This window comes from Kitasatospora sp. NPDC088783 (assembly GCF_044750705.1).
In the GTDB taxonomy this organism is placed as follows: domain Bacteria; phylum Actinomycetota; class Actinomycetes; order Streptomycetales; family Streptomycetaceae; genus Kitasatospora; species Kitasatospora fiedleri.
Genome location: NZ_JBIVKJ010000017.1, coordinates 53,044 through 69,147, shown reverse-complemented (window position 1 = coordinate 69,147; position 16,104 = coordinate 53,044). Strand labels below are relative to the sequence as shown.

The 16,104-nt window shown below is 77.6% G+C and carries 18 protein-coding genes; 16 read left to right on the top strand and 2 right to left on the bottom strand.

Features of this window, described 5'->3' with window-relative positions:
- The first annotated feature begins 27 nt into the window (after positions 1 to 27).
- The 15 genes from ACIP60_RS32090 (at position 28) to ACIP60_RS32020 (ending at position 14,048) form a co-directional block, all read left to right on the top strand.
- Positions 28 to 1,344 carry a hypothetical protein gene (locus tag ACIP60_RS32090; RefSeq protein WP_400691258.1) on the top strand — a complete coding sequence of 439 codons (1,317 nt, stop codon included), beginning with the start codon at positions 28 to 30 and terminating at the stop codon, positions 1,342 to 1,344.
- A gap of 154 nt (positions 1,345 to 1,498) precedes the next feature.
- Complete coding sequence (locus tag ACIP60_RS32085) at positions 1,499 to 2,083, top strand: hypothetical protein (protein WP_400691256.1); 585 nt, start codon at positions 1,499 to 1,501, stop codon at positions 2,081 to 2,083.
- Positions 2,080 to 2,454: a hypothetical protein gene (locus tag ACIP60_RS32080; RefSeq protein WP_400691253.1), complete on the top strand. Its 375-nt coding sequence runs from the start codon at positions 2,080 to 2,082 to the stop codon at positions 2,452 to 2,454. The genes ACIP60_RS32085 and ACIP60_RS32080 overlap by 4 nt, the downstream gene beginning before the upstream one ends.
- Before the next feature lie 36 nt (positions 2,455 to 2,490).
- Entirely contained in the window at positions 2,491 to 3,231 is a 741-nt protein-coding gene (locus tag ACIP60_RS32075; protein WP_400691251.1) for a PP2C family protein-serine/threonine phosphatase, read from the top strand.
- Between the two features lie 169 nt (positions 3,232 to 3,400).
- Positions 3,401 to 3,958 (top strand): hypothetical protein, encoded by a 558-nt coding sequence (locus tag ACIP60_RS32070; RefSeq protein ID WP_400691248.1) that lies wholly within the window; start codon positions 3,401 to 3,403, stop codon positions 3,956 to 3,958.
- Positions 3,959 to 4,105: 147 nt separating this feature from the next.
- A complete protein-coding gene (locus ACIP60_RS32065) occupies positions 4,106 to 4,909 on the top strand; it encodes a hypothetical protein (RefSeq protein ID WP_400691245.1) in 804 nt (267 codons plus the stop codon).
- A gap of 269 nt (positions 4,910 to 5,178) precedes the next feature.
- Positions 5,179 to 5,400, top strand: a complete 222-nt coding sequence (locus ACIP60_RS32060) for a hypothetical protein (protein ID WP_400691243.1) — start codon at positions 5,179 to 5,181, stop codon at positions 5,398 to 5,400.
- Between the two features lie 55 nt (positions 5,401 to 5,455).
- Complete coding sequence (locus ACIP60_RS32055; RefSeq protein ID WP_400691240.1) at positions 5,456 to 5,704, top strand: hypothetical protein; 249 nt, start codon at positions 5,456 to 5,458, stop codon at positions 5,702 to 5,704.
- Between the two features lie 157 nt (positions 5,705 to 5,861).
- Positions 5,862 to 6,326 carry a hypothetical protein gene (locus ACIP60_RS32050; RefSeq protein ID WP_400691237.1) on the top strand — a complete coding sequence of 155 codons (465 nt, stop codon included), beginning with the start codon at positions 5,862 to 5,864 and terminating at the stop codon, positions 6,324 to 6,326.
- A gap of 158 nt (positions 6,327 to 6,484) precedes the next feature.
- Entirely contained in the window at positions 6,485 to 7,600 is a 1,116-nt protein-coding gene (locus tag ACIP60_RS32045; RefSeq protein ID WP_400691234.1) for a hypothetical protein, read from the top strand.
- Between the two features lie 33 nt (positions 7,601 to 7,633).
- Positions 7,634 to 8,179, top strand: a complete 546-nt coding sequence (locus ACIP60_RS32040) for a hypothetical protein (protein ID WP_400691232.1) — start codon at positions 7,634 to 7,636, stop codon at positions 8,177 to 8,179.
- A gap of 508 nt (positions 8,180 to 8,687) precedes the next feature.
- Positions 8,688 to 9,560 (top strand): hypothetical protein, encoded by an 873-nt coding sequence (locus ACIP60_RS32035; protein ID WP_400691229.1) that lies wholly within the window; start codon positions 8,688 to 8,690, stop codon positions 9,558 to 9,560.
- 168 nt (positions 9,561 to 9,728) lie between these two features.
- On the top strand, positions 9,729 to 10,154 hold the full coding sequence (locus ACIP60_RS32030) for a hypothetical protein (RefSeq protein WP_400691226.1): 426 nt from the start codon (positions 9,729 to 9,731) through the stop codon (positions 10,152 to 10,154).
- A gap of 292 nt (positions 10,155 to 10,446) precedes the next feature.
- On the top strand, positions 10,447 to 10,899 hold the full coding sequence (locus ACIP60_RS32025; protein ID WP_400691223.1) for a hypothetical protein: 453 nt from the start codon (positions 10,447 to 10,449) through the stop codon (positions 10,897 to 10,899).
- A gap of 551 nt (positions 10,900 to 11,450) precedes the next feature.
- Positions 11,451 to 14,048 (top strand): MXAN_6230/SCO0854 family RING domain-containing protein, encoded by a 2,598-nt coding sequence (locus ACIP60_RS32020; RefSeq protein ID WP_400691220.1) that lies wholly within the window; start codon positions 11,451 to 11,453, stop codon positions 14,046 to 14,048.
- Between the two features lie 374 nt (positions 14,049 to 14,422).
- On the opposite strand, the gene ACIP60_RS32015 is transcribed toward ACIP60_RS32020, so the two are convergent.
- Positions 14,423 to 15,043, bottom strand: a complete 621-nt coding sequence (locus ACIP60_RS32015; protein WP_400691217.1) for a hypothetical protein — start codon at positions 15,041 to 15,043, stop codon at positions 14,423 to 14,425.
- Between ACIP60_RS32015 and ACIP60_RS32010 the strand changes: the two genes are divergently transcribed.
- Complete coding sequence (locus ACIP60_RS32010; RefSeq protein ID WP_400691215.1) at positions 15,033 to 15,557, top strand: hypothetical protein; 525 nt, start codon at positions 15,033 to 15,035, stop codon at positions 15,555 to 15,557. The two genes, ACIP60_RS32015 and ACIP60_RS32010, sit on opposite strands and share 11 nt — an antisense overlap.
- A gap of 46 nt (positions 15,558 to 15,603) precedes the next feature.
- On the opposite strand, the gene ACIP60_RS32005 is transcribed toward ACIP60_RS32010, so the two are convergent.
- On the bottom strand, positions 15,604 to 15,804 hold the full coding sequence (locus ACIP60_RS32005) for a hypothetical protein (RefSeq protein WP_400691212.1): 201 nt from the start codon (positions 15,802 to 15,804) through the stop codon (positions 15,604 to 15,606).
- Between the last annotated feature and the right edge of the window lie 300 nt (positions 15,805 to 16,104).

The window sequence follows — 16,104 nt, the reverse complement described above, 5'->3', positions numbered from 1 at the left end:
CCGGACGGGAGCGGAGGGAGAGTGGGCATGGTGTCGTTCCCTGAGCCGCGGGGCGGTCTGCCGGTCGCGCCGGAGGGTCTGCTGCTGCGGCCGGGCGGCCGCGGCGGCGTGTTCCGCGGCGGCGAGCTGGTGGGCCGGCTGGTGGTGCTGCGCTGGCACACCGATGTCGGCACGGTCGCGCTGACGGTCGCGCTCGACGAGGTGAACCCGCCGATGGCGGCGGTCGTCAACGCGCTGTACCGGCGGCACGAGGGCCGCCCCGAACAGCGGTACGCCGCGGTGGTGACGGCCCGTTCCTCCTGGGGGGCCGACGGGCTGCCGGAGTTGGACGCGGTGGACCTGCACCCGGGCGGGGAGGTGTCGGCCCGCTACCGGCCGACGTGGCGGCAGGTGGCGGGCCTGCTGGGGTGCGCGGTGCCGTGGTGGCACCCGGCGCTGCGGGACGCCGGCGCGGTCGCCGCGTGGGCCCCGGGGGCCGGGCCGGCGGTGGTGGCCGCGGCCGAGCCGGGCCTGGACCCGGCGCCGCTGGCGGTCCTGGCGGCCGGGGAGCCGGCCGGCTCCTTGGCGGGCGGGGCGTGCCTGGCGCTGCTGCGGCAGCTGCGGGCGCGGGCCGACGCGTGGGCGCGGCAGGACGTGGCGGCGCTGGAGGAGCGCGGCGGCGGGGGGCGGGACCTGCAGGTGGCGGCGCTGCCGGCGCCGCTGCGCGGCGAGGGGGCGCCCGCGGAGCCCGCCGGGCCGGCGGAGGAGTCGTTGCGGGGGTGGGAGGAGGTGCTGGGCCGCCCGGATGTGGCCGCGCACCGGGCGGCCGCGCTGGCGTGGGCGTGGGACGGCGGGCGGGCGCTGGGCACGGTGGTGCGGGTGGACCCGCGGGTGTGCGCGGTGGCGGCCGAGTGGGCGGCGCTGCTGGTGCCGGTCTCGGGTGCGGGGAGCGCGGCACAGGCGCGGCTGGCGCAGGCGTACGCGGTGCGCGGGGAACAGGTGCAGGCGCTGCGCGACCCGGGGACGTCGTGGCCGGTGCTGCGGCTGCGCGGCGGGCCGGGCGACGAGCGCCTGGGGGTGTGGGTGGGGCGGCGGCTGCCCGCGGACGCGGGCGAGTTGGAGGCCGCGGCGTGGTCGCACGGGGTGGGCTGGGTGCGGGCGGGCGGGCGGTGGTGGCCGGCGCCCCGGCCGGCGGGCGCGGGCGCTTCGCGGGGTGCCGGCGGTCGGAATCTGGCACTGCTCGTGGGCGAGCTGCTGGGGGCGGCCGGATCGGCCGCGGCCCTGGAGGACCTGGTGGGCCGGGCCGGGGCCGGCGCGACGGCGGTGTGGCGCCGCGCGGAGCTCCTCGCGGCGACCGGCGGCTGACGGCCCGTCGCCGGCTGGCCGGTCCGGGCGCGGCGGCATGGGTCCGGTCGGCCGGTGGCGGGTGACCGGGGCCTCCCACCAACAAGGAGAGTTTGCAAAAAACACCCCCATATAGCTAAACTATACACATCGCCCGCCGGACTGGAGGCCCGCCATGACCGAGTTCCCGCTGACCATCGACGCCGACAGCCCGTGGCTGGGCCTCACCGCGCGGGACCGCGAGGGGGTCGAGGGCACCGTCGCCCGCGTCTACGACGTGCCCCACCCGTTCGCACCCCAGGTCGCGATCCTGGCCCGCGAGCGGGGCGGCCGCGCCCTCGCCCCGCGTCTGGAGCTCGTGCGACTGCTGCGCTCGCGGGGCCGGGCCGCACAGGACGCCAGCTACTTCCGCCACGTGAAGGCGCAGGCCCGGCTGATGGGGATGATGCAGGACTGCACGATCACCGCGCGCGGACGGGCGCGGTGGCAGGAGCTGGGGGCGCTGGTGCAGCCCTACTACGACGTCCGCGCGCTGACGCACTCGGCACTGCTGTCCCAGGTCCGCCCCGGCGACACCGTCGCACTGGTCGACGGCCCCGGCGAGGCCGAGGTCCTCTCCCTGAACGACGTCCGCCCCATGGCCTTCCCCCTGCTCCCGCAGGCGCTGATGCAGGCCCCGCTGTCCATGGGCGTCCGCCTCGCCGACGGACGGGAGCTGCCGCGCTTCTCCGCGTCCATGCTGATGCCCCTGCTGGGGTGAGCCGGGCTGCGGCGGCAGCACGGCGCCTCGTACCGTGCCGCCGCCGAGGGGCCGCCCTGGGATACCCCCGAGACCAGAGCGTTCACCCGTACACGTCCCTGGGGTTCTCCCTGCCGGTCCCCGCCGGCCGCAAGCGCGGCATCACCGCTCACCTCACCCCCGACGACGCCTTCGCGGTCCACGAAACCCTGGGCGAGGGCCACGAGTACGAGATCGTGGCCGCCGACGGGACCACCATCACCATCACCCCGGCCGCCGCGAACGACATCGCCCCCCAGGCCGTGGGCCGCTCGGACGCCTGCGCCCCCACCACCGAGGGCGGCCAACACGCCGACAGCGCGACCGTGCCGGTCACCGGCCTGCGCCCGTAGCGCCCAGCCTCGCCCGCCCGATTCCAGGAGCCGTCCGTGCCACCGTCCGCATCCGCCTCCCGCCATGCCGCCGCCCAGTTGCGGGGCCTGCGCGCCCACCAGTGCGACGCGACCGCCACCTACACCGCGCCCGACGGCGCCCGCGCCTACGTCCTGCTGGACGGCATCGGTGACACCCCGGCCGTCTCCGCCTGGGTGCGCTCCACCGCCCGGTGGCTGGCCCGCGCCTGCGCGGTGCGCGGCGACGCCGAGGCGGGCGTGCGCGCCGTCTACACCGTCCTGGCGGCCAGGTCCGCGGCCGAGGCCGCGGCGGTCGCGGCCGTCGCCGCGCCCGGCCGGCCGCTCACCGTCGCCTGGGCGGGCGACACCCGCGCCTACCTGCTCGGCCCCGACGGCCTGGAGCGCCTGACCGAGGACCACAACATGCGCCGCGTCGAGGGACCGGGCGGCGACCGCAACACGGTCACCTCCTGCCTCGGGTCGGAGCTGACCGACGCCGAGTGCCGGCGCTGGAACCGGCACCCGGCCGTGGAGAGCACCGTCCGCCCGGCGGGCGCCTGCCGGCTGCTGCTGGCCTCCGACGGCGCGTACGAGCCGATCGAGGACGACGGCGCCGCCCCCGGCCTGGCCGCCCTCACCGCCACCGGCAGCCCCCGCACGGCCGCCCACGCCCTCGTGCGCCAGGCGGTGGACCGCTCCGCCGCCGCCACCCGCGCCCGGCCGTACGGCCCGCACGCCGACAACGCGACCGTGCTGATCGCCGACCTGCGCCCGTAACAGCCCGCGGCCCGCCACCCGGCGAGCCCGCCCCGCCCCCGCCCCTGCCGCTGGGGCCGATCCGTGAGGAGCTCTTCATGGCCGTCTTCCTGCAGCCTGTCCCGAAACCCGCCGTTCCCGGCCCGCAACGCGGGCCCCACCGGCACGGCCGCGCCCGGGGAGCCGCCCGATGACGCACCGGACCGCGATGGACGCCGAGCAGCTCGCCGAGCTGGCCGAGCTGGCCGCCGACGTGCTGCACGAGGTGTGCCCGCAGGCCGAGGCCGCGCTCGGCCGGCACCCGGCCCGCGTCCTGGCCCCCCTGGCCGAGGCTGTGGCCCGCCACGGCGCCGCGCAGCGCTACGCCGAGGAGCTGATGGCCGCGACCCGGCTGAAGTCGGCCGAGTTCCGCCAGGGTGCGGCGATGGAGATCGAACCGGCCCGGGAACTGGCCGAGCTCTGGGTCGGGTGCGCGCGCGGGATGCTCGGCGACGCGCCGAACTACAGCGAGACGGCCGTGGTGATGGAAGCGGGCCTGGCCGGGCAGGGTGAGCGGTTCGCGTTCACGCTGCAGCGCGCGGGCCGGCTGACCCCGCACGAGGCCCGTATCGCGGCCGAGGAGCGCGCCGGGCGACTGGCCGGCCGGCTCGAGAGCATCCGGGCACTGCTGCCCGCCCTCTCCGCGCACCTTCCCGCGGAACTGGCCGGCGACCTGGAGCGCCTGAGCGCCGCCCCCGTGGAGCAGTGAGCCCGCCCGGCGGCGCCGCCCGGCGCGGGCCTGTCCACAGGCTGGCCCGGCGAGGCTGAAGGGCCTGGAGGGCTGCGAGAAGAGGAGCGGGACGTGTGCCGGTCGGCCGCACAGGGAGGAAAACGGTGCCCGTCCTCGCACGCCGGGGTGCGCAGGGCCCGGCGCGCGGTGGCCGGCCTGCTGGAGGAGGTCGCCACGCGCGCGGACGGCCACCCGGCGGAGGAGGCGTACCTGTACGCCGCGCTGTGGGCGCGGCAGGCCGAGGAAGCGGCGCGGGCGGGCGAGGACGACCGGGCCGGACGGTGCGGGTGGGCGGCGCAGCGGTGCGCGGAGACCTCCCGGGCCCTGCTCGCCGGCCGGGGCGCGGCCGCGGCGTACCCGTCACCGTTCGACGCGCTGCCGCCCGGGCCCCGGCGCCGGGTGCCGCGCGCGCTGCGCGAGGAGCTGGAGCGGCGGCTGGTGCGCGGCCGGGACCTGCCGCCGATCGGGTACGCGCACCGGGCGCAGCACGATCCGGCGCTGACCGCGCCGGACCGGTTCCGGCCGGCGGCCAACCACCCCCAGCAGGCGAAGCCGGCGGGCGGGCTGTGGTGCGCGCCGCTGCGCGAGGGCGGCTCGGAGTGGACCCGGTACGCCGACGACGGCGACGAGCTGGTCGTCACCGCGGTGCGGCCGTCCGCCCGGGCGCGGGTGTACCGGATCGACACGGCGCAGGACCTGCAGGTGCTCGCCGCCGCGTACCCGCGCGGCACCCCCGACGGCCGTCCGCCCGGCCGGGAGCTGACGGGCTGGGCGAGCCCGCGGGTGGACTGGGCCGCGGCGAGCCGCCACTGGGCGGCGGTGCACCTGACGGAGCGCGGGCAGCAGGCCACGCACGCCTGCGAGGGCGTGAACCTGTTCGGCTGGGACGTGGAGACGGTGCTGTTCCTGCGGCCCGCCTACCGGCTCTGACCACCCCGCACCGGGCTCCTGCCGAAGGGACGGGGGCGCAGGGGCGGCGCATTCGGGTGCGGCCTGCGAGCCGGGCACCCGGGCCGGCGGGGGCTGGGGTTCCCGCCGGCCGCCGCCGGAAGAACCGGGGCGGCCGGGTCTCCGGCGGCCACCGCGCCGAAGGGGCCGGCACACTCCGATGTCACACCCAGAAGATATATTTATACATGTAAAACCGCTGTTGGGGGCGCTGCCAGGCGCTCGCCCGCACCGTCGCCCCGGGAGGATGCATGGCTGCCGTCACCCTCGTCACCGTTGAGATGCTCCGGGAGGACTGGGTGGACGCGCCCTACGCCCGCGACCGGCTCGACGCCCTGCTGCGGCTTCCCGACGCGGCGCTGCAGAAGGCGCTGGAGGACGCCCACCGGGTGGCGGAGGAGGACGTGTACGCCCTCCTGGACCGCATCCGCGCCACGGCCACCGCCGCCCTGCTGGAGGCCCCGCGCCCCTGACCTCCCCTGCAGTGACCCGACTGCCCGCATCTGCGCACCTTGGAGAGGAAACCGCATGTCGATCCTGCTCTACGGCCACTGGACCGCGACGGGCGATCTGGAGATCACCGGCTCCGTCCGCCTGCGCGACGGCGACCAGGAGGCCATCGACGCCTTGGTCGCCGACCGGGTGGGTGACGACGGCTGGGCCTGCGAGTACCTGGTGGACCGCCACCGCGAGGCCGTCCAGCTGGCCCACGAAGAACTCGCCGACGGCACCACCTGCGTCGTCGACGAGGTGGAGGGCTACGAGCCGGTGCCCTGACCCTCCCTCTCCGCTCCGCCCGTTCCGTGCCCCTGCCGCCCCGGAGGTCATCCTGCACCCGCTCGACGAGATCACCTACGACACCCTCGCCCAGCACACCGGCTGGGGCTCCTACACGCTCACCGGACCGGACGCCGCGCCCGGGCCGGTGTCGGCGATGCGCCTGCGCCGCCTCCTGAAGGACGCTTTCGAAGACGGCGGCCGGGCCGTCCTGCTGCACGGCGGCACGGTCCGCTTCGACCGGGGCCCGGACACGGCCGGGGAGTTCACCGCCGCGCCGCTGCGCGAGCAGCGGCCGGTGTGCCGGTGGTGCCTGCACTGGAAGTCCGAGCACCGCCCGCACAGCCTGGACGACGAGAGCACCCCCTCGTTCCTGGCGCGCCTGCGCGACCTCCACCTCACGTCCTGCTTCTCCGACTTCGAGCCCCTCGCCCGCGAGGACCGGGTGATCTGCACCCGCTGCTCCCAGCACCGGTTCGAGCACCCCGGGACCGGTTCGCTGGAGCACGAGTACGAGGACCTGACCGTGGCGTGCGCGTCGTTCACCACCGACTGCGAGCCGGACCCCGACTGGGACGAGGACGACGAAGACGAAGACGAGGGCCCGGAGCACGACGGCTGAGGCCACCGGCACCCGCCCGCACGGACCGGGGCAGCGGCAGGCGGGCGTGCGGCTCCTTCGGGGCCGCCACCGGCCTGCCGCTGCCCGCCGGGCGCCGGCCGCACCCCGGCCGGCGCCCGGCCCCGACCACCGCCCGCCTGCGTGAAGGAGAGCCCGCCGTGTCCTCCCCCGTCTCCCGCCCCGCCCTCGCCCTGCTGTCGGACGAGGACCTCACCGCCGCGCTCGCGGCACTCGATCCCGGGCAGGCGTCCTGCCGCACCCTGGAGGACCTCCGGGCGGTCGGCGACGACCGCGCACCGCTGCTGGCCGAACAGCGCAGGCGCGCCCGCGTACGGGAGGTGCGCGCGCTGGCGGAGCGCCAGCAGCGGGAGCGGGAGGCCCGGCTCGCGCGCACCCGCATCGGCCGGCGGGCGCCGGACGGCGGCTACCCGGTCCGGGTGGACGGCGCCGAGCGCGTGATCGTCAGGAAGTCGGGCCGCGGCTGGCTGCTCGCACTGGACGGGCAGGGCCCGATGGAAGGCGCCGAGCGGCGCCGCTCGGACGCGATCGACCGGGCGGTCCTGGTGCTGGACATGCGCGCGGCGCGGGACCGCGAGCGCGAGCGCGCCGCCGCCGTGCCCGACGGATGGGGCCTGGCGCCCGGCGGCTGGGTCCCGCCGGTGGGCGCGGTGGTGCGCGTCGCCCACGACGGACCCGACGGGCTGCGCTGGAGCGGCCCGGTGCGGGTGATGCGGCACGCGGCGGAGCCCGCGCCGTACGGGCCGCGGCTGTACACCCGCCCGCTGGACGATGTCGGCTTCGGCATGAACCTGCCCGCCTCGGGACGCGTGTTCGCCCGGCCCGGCCCGGACGCGGTCCGCTCCTTCCCGCCCGTGCCGTGGCGCCACCGCGACCCCGAGGAGCACGAGGCGCGGCGGCTGATGGCGGGCGAGATCGGCGACGAGGTCGCCTCCCTCCAGCGGCGCAAGCTGCCCGGCGCCGACGAGGCGCAGAACCTGCTGGCCGCCGTCGCCGGGAACCGGCACGGCGACAGCGCGGCGGCGCTGCGGCGTGTGGAGGAGATCGCCGAGGCGATGCGGGAGCACCTGCGCGGGCGCGGGGACCCCGATGCCCCGTGGACCGGCGCCACGGTCCGGGCGGTGCGCATCCTGGCCGGCCGGTACGCCGAGCGATTCGCCGCCGCCGGCGGCCGCCTGACCCCGCCCCCTGCCCCGTGGCCGGCCGGCGGCCTGAGACGCCGGGAAAGGGCCGGGCGCACCCGCCCCGGCACCTGACAGCATGGACGACCGGAAGGAAGGGAGAGCACCGTGCGCGACGGCAGGCCGCTGCTGTACCTCGACGTCGACGGACCCCTCAACCCGGACTGCGCCCGGCCCCCGGCCGGGTACGAGGTCCACCGGATGCTGCCCCAGGCGTGGCTCGACCAGCACCCCGGCAAGCCGCGGGTGTACGTGAAGCCGCTGAAGGTGCGCCTGAACCCCGCACACGGCGCGGCGCTGCGCCGGCTCGCGGGCGTCTTCGACCTGGTGTGGGCGACGACATGGGAGGACGAGGCGAACACGTTCATCTCCCCCGTGCTGGGCCTGGGCGAGCTGCCGGTCGTGCCCTGGCCGCCGGCGGCGCGGCGCACCGGCGCCGGCGGCGTGTTCTGGAAGACGCAGCCACTGCTGGAGCACGCCGCGCACCGGCCCTTCGCCTGGGTCGACGACGACGTGACGGACGCCGATTCGGCGTTCGTGGCGGCCCGGCACGGCGCGCCCGCCCTGCTGCTGCGCATCGACGCGGCCCGGGGCTTGCGCGAGGGGGACTTCGAGGCCCTGGAGTCCTTCGCCGCCGCCGCGGGCCGGGCCTGACGCGGCCCGCGGACGGAAGCTGTCCGTGGCCGGCGGGCGCCAGGACCGCCGCCGGCCGATCCCCGCACGGAGCCGCCGCGAGGTACTTGCGCGACCGTCACGCCCGGGTCGTTGCACCCGTCCTGCACCGGGGCCGGCGCCGGGGCGCTCCACGGCGAGTGGCGCAGGGCTCCGGCCGCCGCCGCCGCGGGCCGACACGTCCTGCGTGTCCGCGCTCGCCAGGCCGCGACCGTGCCCGAGCCGGCGGTCGTGGCCCTCGACGAAGCCGGACGGGACCGGGCGCGCCGCGCGCGGGCGGTACCCCGCCGGGCCGGTCCTGGACCGTGCGGCGCTGCTCCCGCCGCACGGGATGCACGCGCTCGGCACTTCGCACCTGTGACCTGCGATTACGCCCGACCGGCCGCGTTCGCGGCCAGGGGACGGACGGTCGACTGTCAGTGCGAGAAGATATATTTATACATGTAAAAGGGTCGGGAGGACCCGCGGCCGCAGGGGAAGAGGGCGCCACATGATCGACCACTACGCGTCCGAGGGCGTCGTCTGGCTCACCGATCCCCGGGCGGCAGCCGACCCCTTCGGCTCCGAGTGGGAGCACGCCAGCGCCGAGCAGGCCGCGTCGCTGCAGCGGGACGAGCCCCTGACCACGGCGTGGAAGAAGCTGTGGGCGTCGCGGGAGAACATGTTCGTGCTGCTGCCCGGCGAGGCCGCGGGCACCGTGGCGGGCCTGGCGTGGAAGTCCAACGACGACGGCGGGCTGGAGGGCCGGGAGATGTTCGAGCGCCTCGACGCCTTCGCCGCGGCGCTGCCGGGCGCGCACGCCGTCGTCTTCGGCACCGGCTCCCTCTACAACGGCGACATCCTCCCGGAGGTCATCACCTACGTCCCCGGCATCGGCTTCGCCGCCGATGAGACGCACAAGCGCTACAACAGCGTGCTGTTCCCGCCCGCCGAGCGGCGCCCGGCCCTCTTCGACCGCCCCGCGCCCTCCCCCACCGCGCCGCCTTCGGCGCCCGGCACCCCCGCCAGGGCCCCGCGCGCCCGCCTGCAGAACGGCCTGGCAGGCCCCGGCGGCGCACAGGACGACCAGTTCACCCGCGCCGTCGAACTGTTCTTCCCCGCCGCGCCCGCCACCCACGGCTACGTCGAGCAGGTCGTCTCCCTGGGCCCGCACACCGGCGACACCTACGCCGCCGAGCTGGTCGAGCAGTCCGGCCGCACCTGGGCGGCGGTGGTGGACGGCACTCCCTGCCCGCACCGGGCCCAAACCTTCGAGGACGCCGTGCTGCTGTGGCTCGCCACCGTCCACAGCCCCAAGGACGCGCCCCACGCCGCCCGCCACGCCGCCCTCGTCCTGGGCCTGCCCGGCCCCGGCCGCCCCTGACCCGGCCGCAGGCGCAGCCCGGTCGGCGCGTACGGGCCGGGCCCGGCGCCGCGACCTCCAAGACCCGCCCAGGGCCGCCCAGGCGGTGGCGCCGCACCGCCTGGGCCGCTCCTCGCAGGAGGACCGCAGTCCTCGCCCCACCGCCACCAGTCCGGAAGGAAAGCAACCATGCCCAGCGAGACGCGCCTCTACCCGATCTCGGACCGTTGGTCGCAGGCCTTCGACCTGTACGGCCGCAACGGCGTCCTGCACGGCCGCATCGCCCACCTGATCGAGCTCCGGGAGGGGTGGCAGACGATGGTCGCCACCGGGCACTTCGCCGAGGTGTACGACCCGGACGGCCAGGTGTACTACGTCGCGCTCAAGACCGTCGGCCGCCTCCCCCGCACCTGGGCCACGGTGGACGGGGCCGAGCGCCGCATCGTCCCCTTCGGGCACCTGCGCCGCCCCTGCGGCCCGCTCGATCCCGGCCGGACCGGAGCGTCCTGCTCCCTGTGGTGGTGCCGCCGCCCGGCCGCCCGGCTGTTCCAGGGGATCGAGGTGTGCTCCCCGCACGACGAGAAGCTGACCTCCCCCTCCGGCCGGACGCGGTGAGCGCGCCTGCGGCACGGAGCCCGCAGACGGCTCCGAGCGGACCGCACCGGCCCGCGAACGCCTGCCCCCGGTAGGAGGCGACGAAGGTTCGCGGGCCCTGTGCGGCCCGGACCCGCCGCGCGCCACACCGCTGCCCCCGACGCGGGGCGGCCACGCACCACCGCGCCCCTGCGCCCGCTTCCCGCAACCGCGCCGCACGGCCCCGCGCCGCAGCGGCGCTGCCCGCGACTTTCCAGCACACGCCCCGCGGCCGGCTCCTGCCGGCCTCCCGTAGCGCACCGGAGGTTCCCGCATGCCCGACAGCACCGCCCCCGACAGCACCGCCGCGCCCGCGGTCCGGGCGTACCTGGACCACAAGAAGGCCGCAGCCGCCCTGGCCCCCGCGGCGGTGGCCGCCGTGGCGCAGACCGTGCAGGCGCTCTTCCCCCAGGCCGCCTACCTGCGTCTGAGCCGCAATGCCGTGGACGAGATCAGCATCGGCGCGGTCCTCGCGCCGGACGGAGCGACGATCGCCGGCGCCCCCGAGCCGGACGGCTCCAACTGGCCGGCCGTCCCCGGCTGCGCCCTGCACCTGTGGGGCGGCGTCGAGGCCGACACCGACGCGCTGGAACGCGTCCTGACCGATGCCCACCAGGACGGCGTCAGCTTCCTGCGGCTCGAGTTCCTGCCCGCCCTGGCCGCCCTCGAGGACCCGCTCGCCTCGTTCGGCGACGCCTTCCTCGTCCTGCCCGGCGCCGCCGGGTAGGGCAGGGCGCCGCCTACGGCGGGCACCCGGGCACCGTCCTTGCGTGCTCTCCTGCCGAGATGGCCGGCGCGGATGCCGGCACCGAACCGGGGGCGAACCGCCAGGGACGGGGGCCGGGGGCCGGGGTGCTGCCGGCTGGAGGACGGCCGGCGATCGCGTGCCCGGAGGCGCCGGCGAGCCGCGCCCCGGCCGGCTCTGCCGCCCGCACCGCGCCACCCGCGCCCAGCGGAAGGGACATCCGCTGCGCCGGGTGCGGAAAACTCGCGTGCGCCGGGCCGGTTGCGGCGGTTAGTGTCTGTGCCTGCGGGGCGGCTCCGCAGCGTGCTTCCTTCTCAACTCTCTTGGTAAAGAACTCAAGCGCGCTCACTTCCCGCCCCGCTTTCGCATGCCCGGGACACCCGGCTCTGCACGGCGACGGACACCACGCCCGCCCCCGCACCACCCCCTCTCCTGGCGCGGCCGCGCGGGCCCGACCAGGGCCCCGGCCGCCCGCCGCGGGCCCGCATCCGGCGGGCTCCCTCGCCGTTCCACACTCCTTGGAGGACCTTTCGATGACGGCCCTGCAGACCGCACCGGCCACCGTCCGCCCCGCCCGCTCGCCGGCGGCGGTGATGCTGGCGCGCCGCGGCGCCCTCTACCTCACCGCGGCGAGCGCCCAGGCGAGCGAAGCAACGCTGGCGGGGGTGACCATGCTCGAGAGCGACCTGCTCGAGCGCGGCTACCTGCTGTCCGCGCCGCTGCGCCAGGCGCTGGCCGGGCGCAGCGAGCAGTCCCTGGCGGCGGCCGGCCGGGCCGTTCTCGCGGACGTCGACGACCTCCTGGGCGCGGATCGCGACCACACGCCGCTGTTCCGCGGCTTCCCGGCGACCACGCCCGCCGACACCCTCCGGTTCTGGGTCGACCGGGTCCTGACGGTGTGGCTGCAGCAGCCCGACCAGCCGTGCGTGCTGTGCGGCGAGCAGCGCAGCGTCCACCCGGTGGCTCCGTGCGCGCACCTGGTGTGCCGCTCCTGCTTCGACGGCGCCGAGTTCTCGGCCTGCCCGGTCTGCCACCGCCGCATCGATGCGGCCGACCCGTTCCTGCGACCCGCCGCGCACCGGCCCGCCGCGGGCGCGCGCCGCGCGCTGCCGCAGCGGCTGCGCGTCCTGGCCTACGGCGGGACCCCGGCCGACCTCGTCGACCACGCCGGCGCCGAGCTGGCGGGGCTGCTCGCGCGCACCGGCGCGCTCAGCCCGGGCGACAGCGACGACCTGGGCCCCCTCCTGGACGCGGCCGCCTCGCGCACCGCCTTCGCGTGGTTGCCGGACCGGATCCCGGCCCGGGAGACCAACGCCCACGTGCTGGCGTGGCTGCTGCGCGCCGGCACCGACGACCCGGCGGTGCTGGCGGCCGTCTCGGCGCGCCTGACCACCGCCACCGACGTGCTGCGCCTGCTGGTCGTGCGCTCCGGCGGCGACGCGGGCCTGGTCACGGTCCCGCGCCTGGCCGCGGTGCCGCGGCCGCTGCGCCGCGCGCTGCTGACCGCCCTGGACGCGCTCGATGTCGCCCAGGGCGCAGCCGACCTGCGCCGCCGCGAGAGCGTGGCCAAGCACGCCGGCGAGGTCCTGCACGCCTTCGAGCACGCCCGCGCCTACCCGCGCGCCGCTCTCGTGTTCGCCGCGGTGCGCTCCTTCCAGCTCACCGGCGACCCGCTCTCGCGGCTGCTGCGCGAGGCGGCCGCCGGCCTGCCCGGCGTGGACGCGACCGGGCCCCTGGTCCGCGTGGCGCCGTGGCCCCTCGAGACGGCGCTCGCCGACGGCGACCTGCCGCGCGCGCTCGCGCTGCTCGAAGCCCGTCCCGGCGAGCTGGTGCGCCGCACCGACCACCTGCTGCGCCTGGCCGGACCCACCGGCGCGGACCCGGTCCTTCACGCCCTCGCCCAGGCGGCGCCGCGCGTCGCCCCGGCGGTGCTGCTGTCCGCCCTCGGTGCCCTGCGCACCCGCGCCACCGTGCACCAGGCCCGGGTGTTCTTCCCCAAGGGCCCGGCCGCGAAGGCGTACTTGGCCGAGGACGCGCGCCCCGCCCTGGCCGCGGACGTCGTCGGGCGGGCCGCCGCCATCCTGACCGGCGAGGCCCTCGCCCGCGCCGCCCAGCTCCCGCCGGCGGACCTGGCCGTCGTCGACGCCGAACTGCACGGCATCACCGCGCCGTTCGCCGAGCGCACCGCCTCCCGCGCCCTGGTGACCCTCCCGCGCGGCAGCGAGCTGACCCTGCCCGACGGCCGCACGCTGCGCCTGTTCGTCCACTGGATGGAGTCGCAGGACTCCGGGCGGACCGACCTGGACCTGGCCGCGGCGATGTTCGACGCCGACTGGAACCACATCGGCACCTGCGACTACACCAGCCTGCGCTTCGCCCGGGATGCGGCCGTGCACTCCGGCGACCTGACCAGCGCCCCGGCCCCCGAGGGCGCGAGCGAGTTCGTCGACCTCGACCTGGACCGGCTGGCCGCCGCCGGGGTGCGCTACGTCGTCGCCGTCGTCTTCAGCTTCAACGACGTGCCCTTCGACCAGCTCGCGGACGCGTTCGCCGGCGTCATGGTCCGCGACGAGCCCGGCAGCGCCGGCCCGGTCTTCGACGCGCGCCAGGTCGAGCAGCGCTACGACCTGACCGCCCCGGCCAAGGCCAGCATCCCCATGGTCCTGGACGTCGCCGGCCGGACCCTGCGCTGGCTCGACGTCGTCCAGGGCGTCAGCGGCACCCACCACGCCGTCCACCGCCACACCGACGCCCTGGCCGCGCTCGGCCGGCACCTGACCGGCCACTTCGCCTCCGGCGCCCGCGTGGGCCTGGGCGAGGTCGCCCTCTGGCACGCCGCCGCCCGAGCCACCACCGTGGCGGTGCGCCACCTCGACGGCACCGCCAGCGGCTACCGCCGCCGCACCGGCGAGGACCTCCCCGCGTTCGCGGCCCGGCTCGGCACCCCGGACACCGACCCGGACACCGGCGCCGTGGACCTGACGCGCGCGCAGCTGGCGTTCCTGCTGCGCGGCGACCTCGCCCTGCCCGCCGGGGCCCAGGCGTACGCGCTTCACCAGGCCGCCCTGGATGCGGGCGCGGTGCGGATGATGACCGCCGCCGACCTGGTCGCCGCGCTCGACCCGCAGTAGCCCGCCCGGGCGGGCGCCGGACCGGCGCCACAGCCGAACACCAGGCACTTCGAGGGCCCGGCGCATCGCGCCGGGCCCTCGTCGTCGCGGACAGCCGTGCCGAGGGACACCCGGCCGAGGCCGCCCAGGCCGGGCCGGGGACGGCGCCGGAGCGCGCCGTCCGCAGGAAGCGCCTGCCGATCACCGGCCCGGGGCGCCCGCGCCGGGACGGGCCCCGTCGCCGGCTGTTGCGCCGGCCCCCGGCGGCCATCGGCGTTGCCCGACCTGCGCCGATCACCCGATCGGGCAACCCGGGCCGGGGCCGTGCCGCCGGGGACCCGTGCGCCGGCCGCCCGGTGCGCCCCGGCGTGCGTGCGCGGTTCGCCGCGCGCCGGCTACCCGGCGGGGATCCGGTAGGCGGCGTTGAGCCACAGCACGGTGGCGCAGTCCCACCGGGCCAGGGACGGCTCGGCCATGAGGTGCCGTTCGGCGTTCGCGTCGAGGCCGGCGGCGCTCACGTACACCGCGTCCCAGCCGGCGCCGGCGGCCGCGGCCCAGTCCGGCGTGGTGCGCCGCATCGGGTGTCCGGCGGGGAGCCGGTACGCCTCGACGAGGTCGTCCAGGTGCTGCGCGGTGTCGACCAGGTAGACGCGGGCGTGGGGCAGCGGCTCCACCTCGGTCAGGCGCGTGTAGCGGCCCAGGTGGTGTGAGGGCGTCCGGGTGTCCGGGTCCGGGGTGGCCAGCCAGTCGGTCCAGGCCGTCGCGGCTGCGGAGCCGTCGGCGGCGCGGGAGGTGACGGGGGCGCACCACAGGCCGCCGGCGGGCCGGTTGGAGCCCTCCTGGCTGGTGGCCCCCCTGAACTCGTCCGGCCCAGGTGGCGGGCGGTCGTCGGAGCCGGCGTAGGCGATCGGCGGGAGCAGCTGCAGCGGCAGCGCGGTCAGGTCCACGCCGGCCATCTTGCCGCAGAGCGGGCCGGGCGCCGGCGGGATGGGACATACTGCGCCGATGACCAGCATGACGGTTGACCCGCGGGCGGCGCGGTCGCGGATGCGCCGGCACCTGTGGGTGCTCGCGTGCGCTCCGGTCGGCGTGGCCGCGGTGGCGCTGGCCGTCGGGTGCCTCTTCCTGCTGCCGCTGGTGGACCGGTCGTCGCGGACGCTGTGGGCGGTCGGCGCACTGACGGGGTTCTGCTACGTGGTGCTGCGCGTCCGGAAGTGGGTCGGCCGCCTGGCCGCCGGCACGGTGCTCGACCTCGAGGAGGTGCTCTGCACCGGGGCGGCCGGTTCGGCCGCGCGCCGCACCCCGAGTCGGGCGGTGGCCTCGCGGGTCGGCCCGTTCCCCAGGTTCCCGCGCCGGGTGCGGCGCGCGGTCGAGGCGGCGCTCGTCCTCGACGCGGACGCCGGCGCGGTGATCCCGGGCCCGGCAACCGAGGCGCTGCTCACCGCTGCGGTGGACGCCTGCGGCCGGTGGGCGGACGCACTGGACAGGGCTGATGTCCGGGCAGCCCGGGCGGCGGACAGCCGGCCCTGATCGTCGTTGCCGCCGACGGCTGGCGTGTCGGCAGGTCTTTGCGGTCCTACCGTTCCGCGGTTTCAGAGGGTTCCCGTCCCCGGGCGCCCTCCTCGACCGCGCGGCGCAGGGCCTGGGTCTCCTGGAGCTCGTCGCAGATGGCGTCGTAGCGGCGCCGGGCGTTGTTGAGGGCCTTCTCCGCGTCGTCGCGGTCGGCAAGGAGGCGGCGTTCACGGTCGCGCAGTTCAGCGGCGACGGGGCGGGTCATCGCGGGTCCTCGGTGGTCGCAGTGGGGTCGGCGAGGACACCGGACTCGGTGCCGTCGGGGTCGGTGATCAACGGGTGCTCCCTGCGGGCCGGTCGGCGAGCCGCGGGCGGAGGTCGCGGATCCAGCCGTCGGGGTCGGTCGGCCGGGGCGGGATGACGTCCGGCAGTCGGCTCCGAGGGGCCCGAGGGGCTCTGCCTGTCCGGCGATCCCGTGTGCCTCTTGCCGCACCGCCTTCGCGCAGCCCCGCGGGCCGCCCGCTCCTCGGGGAGCGCCGACTCCCCTCAGTCCGGGGCAGGTTCG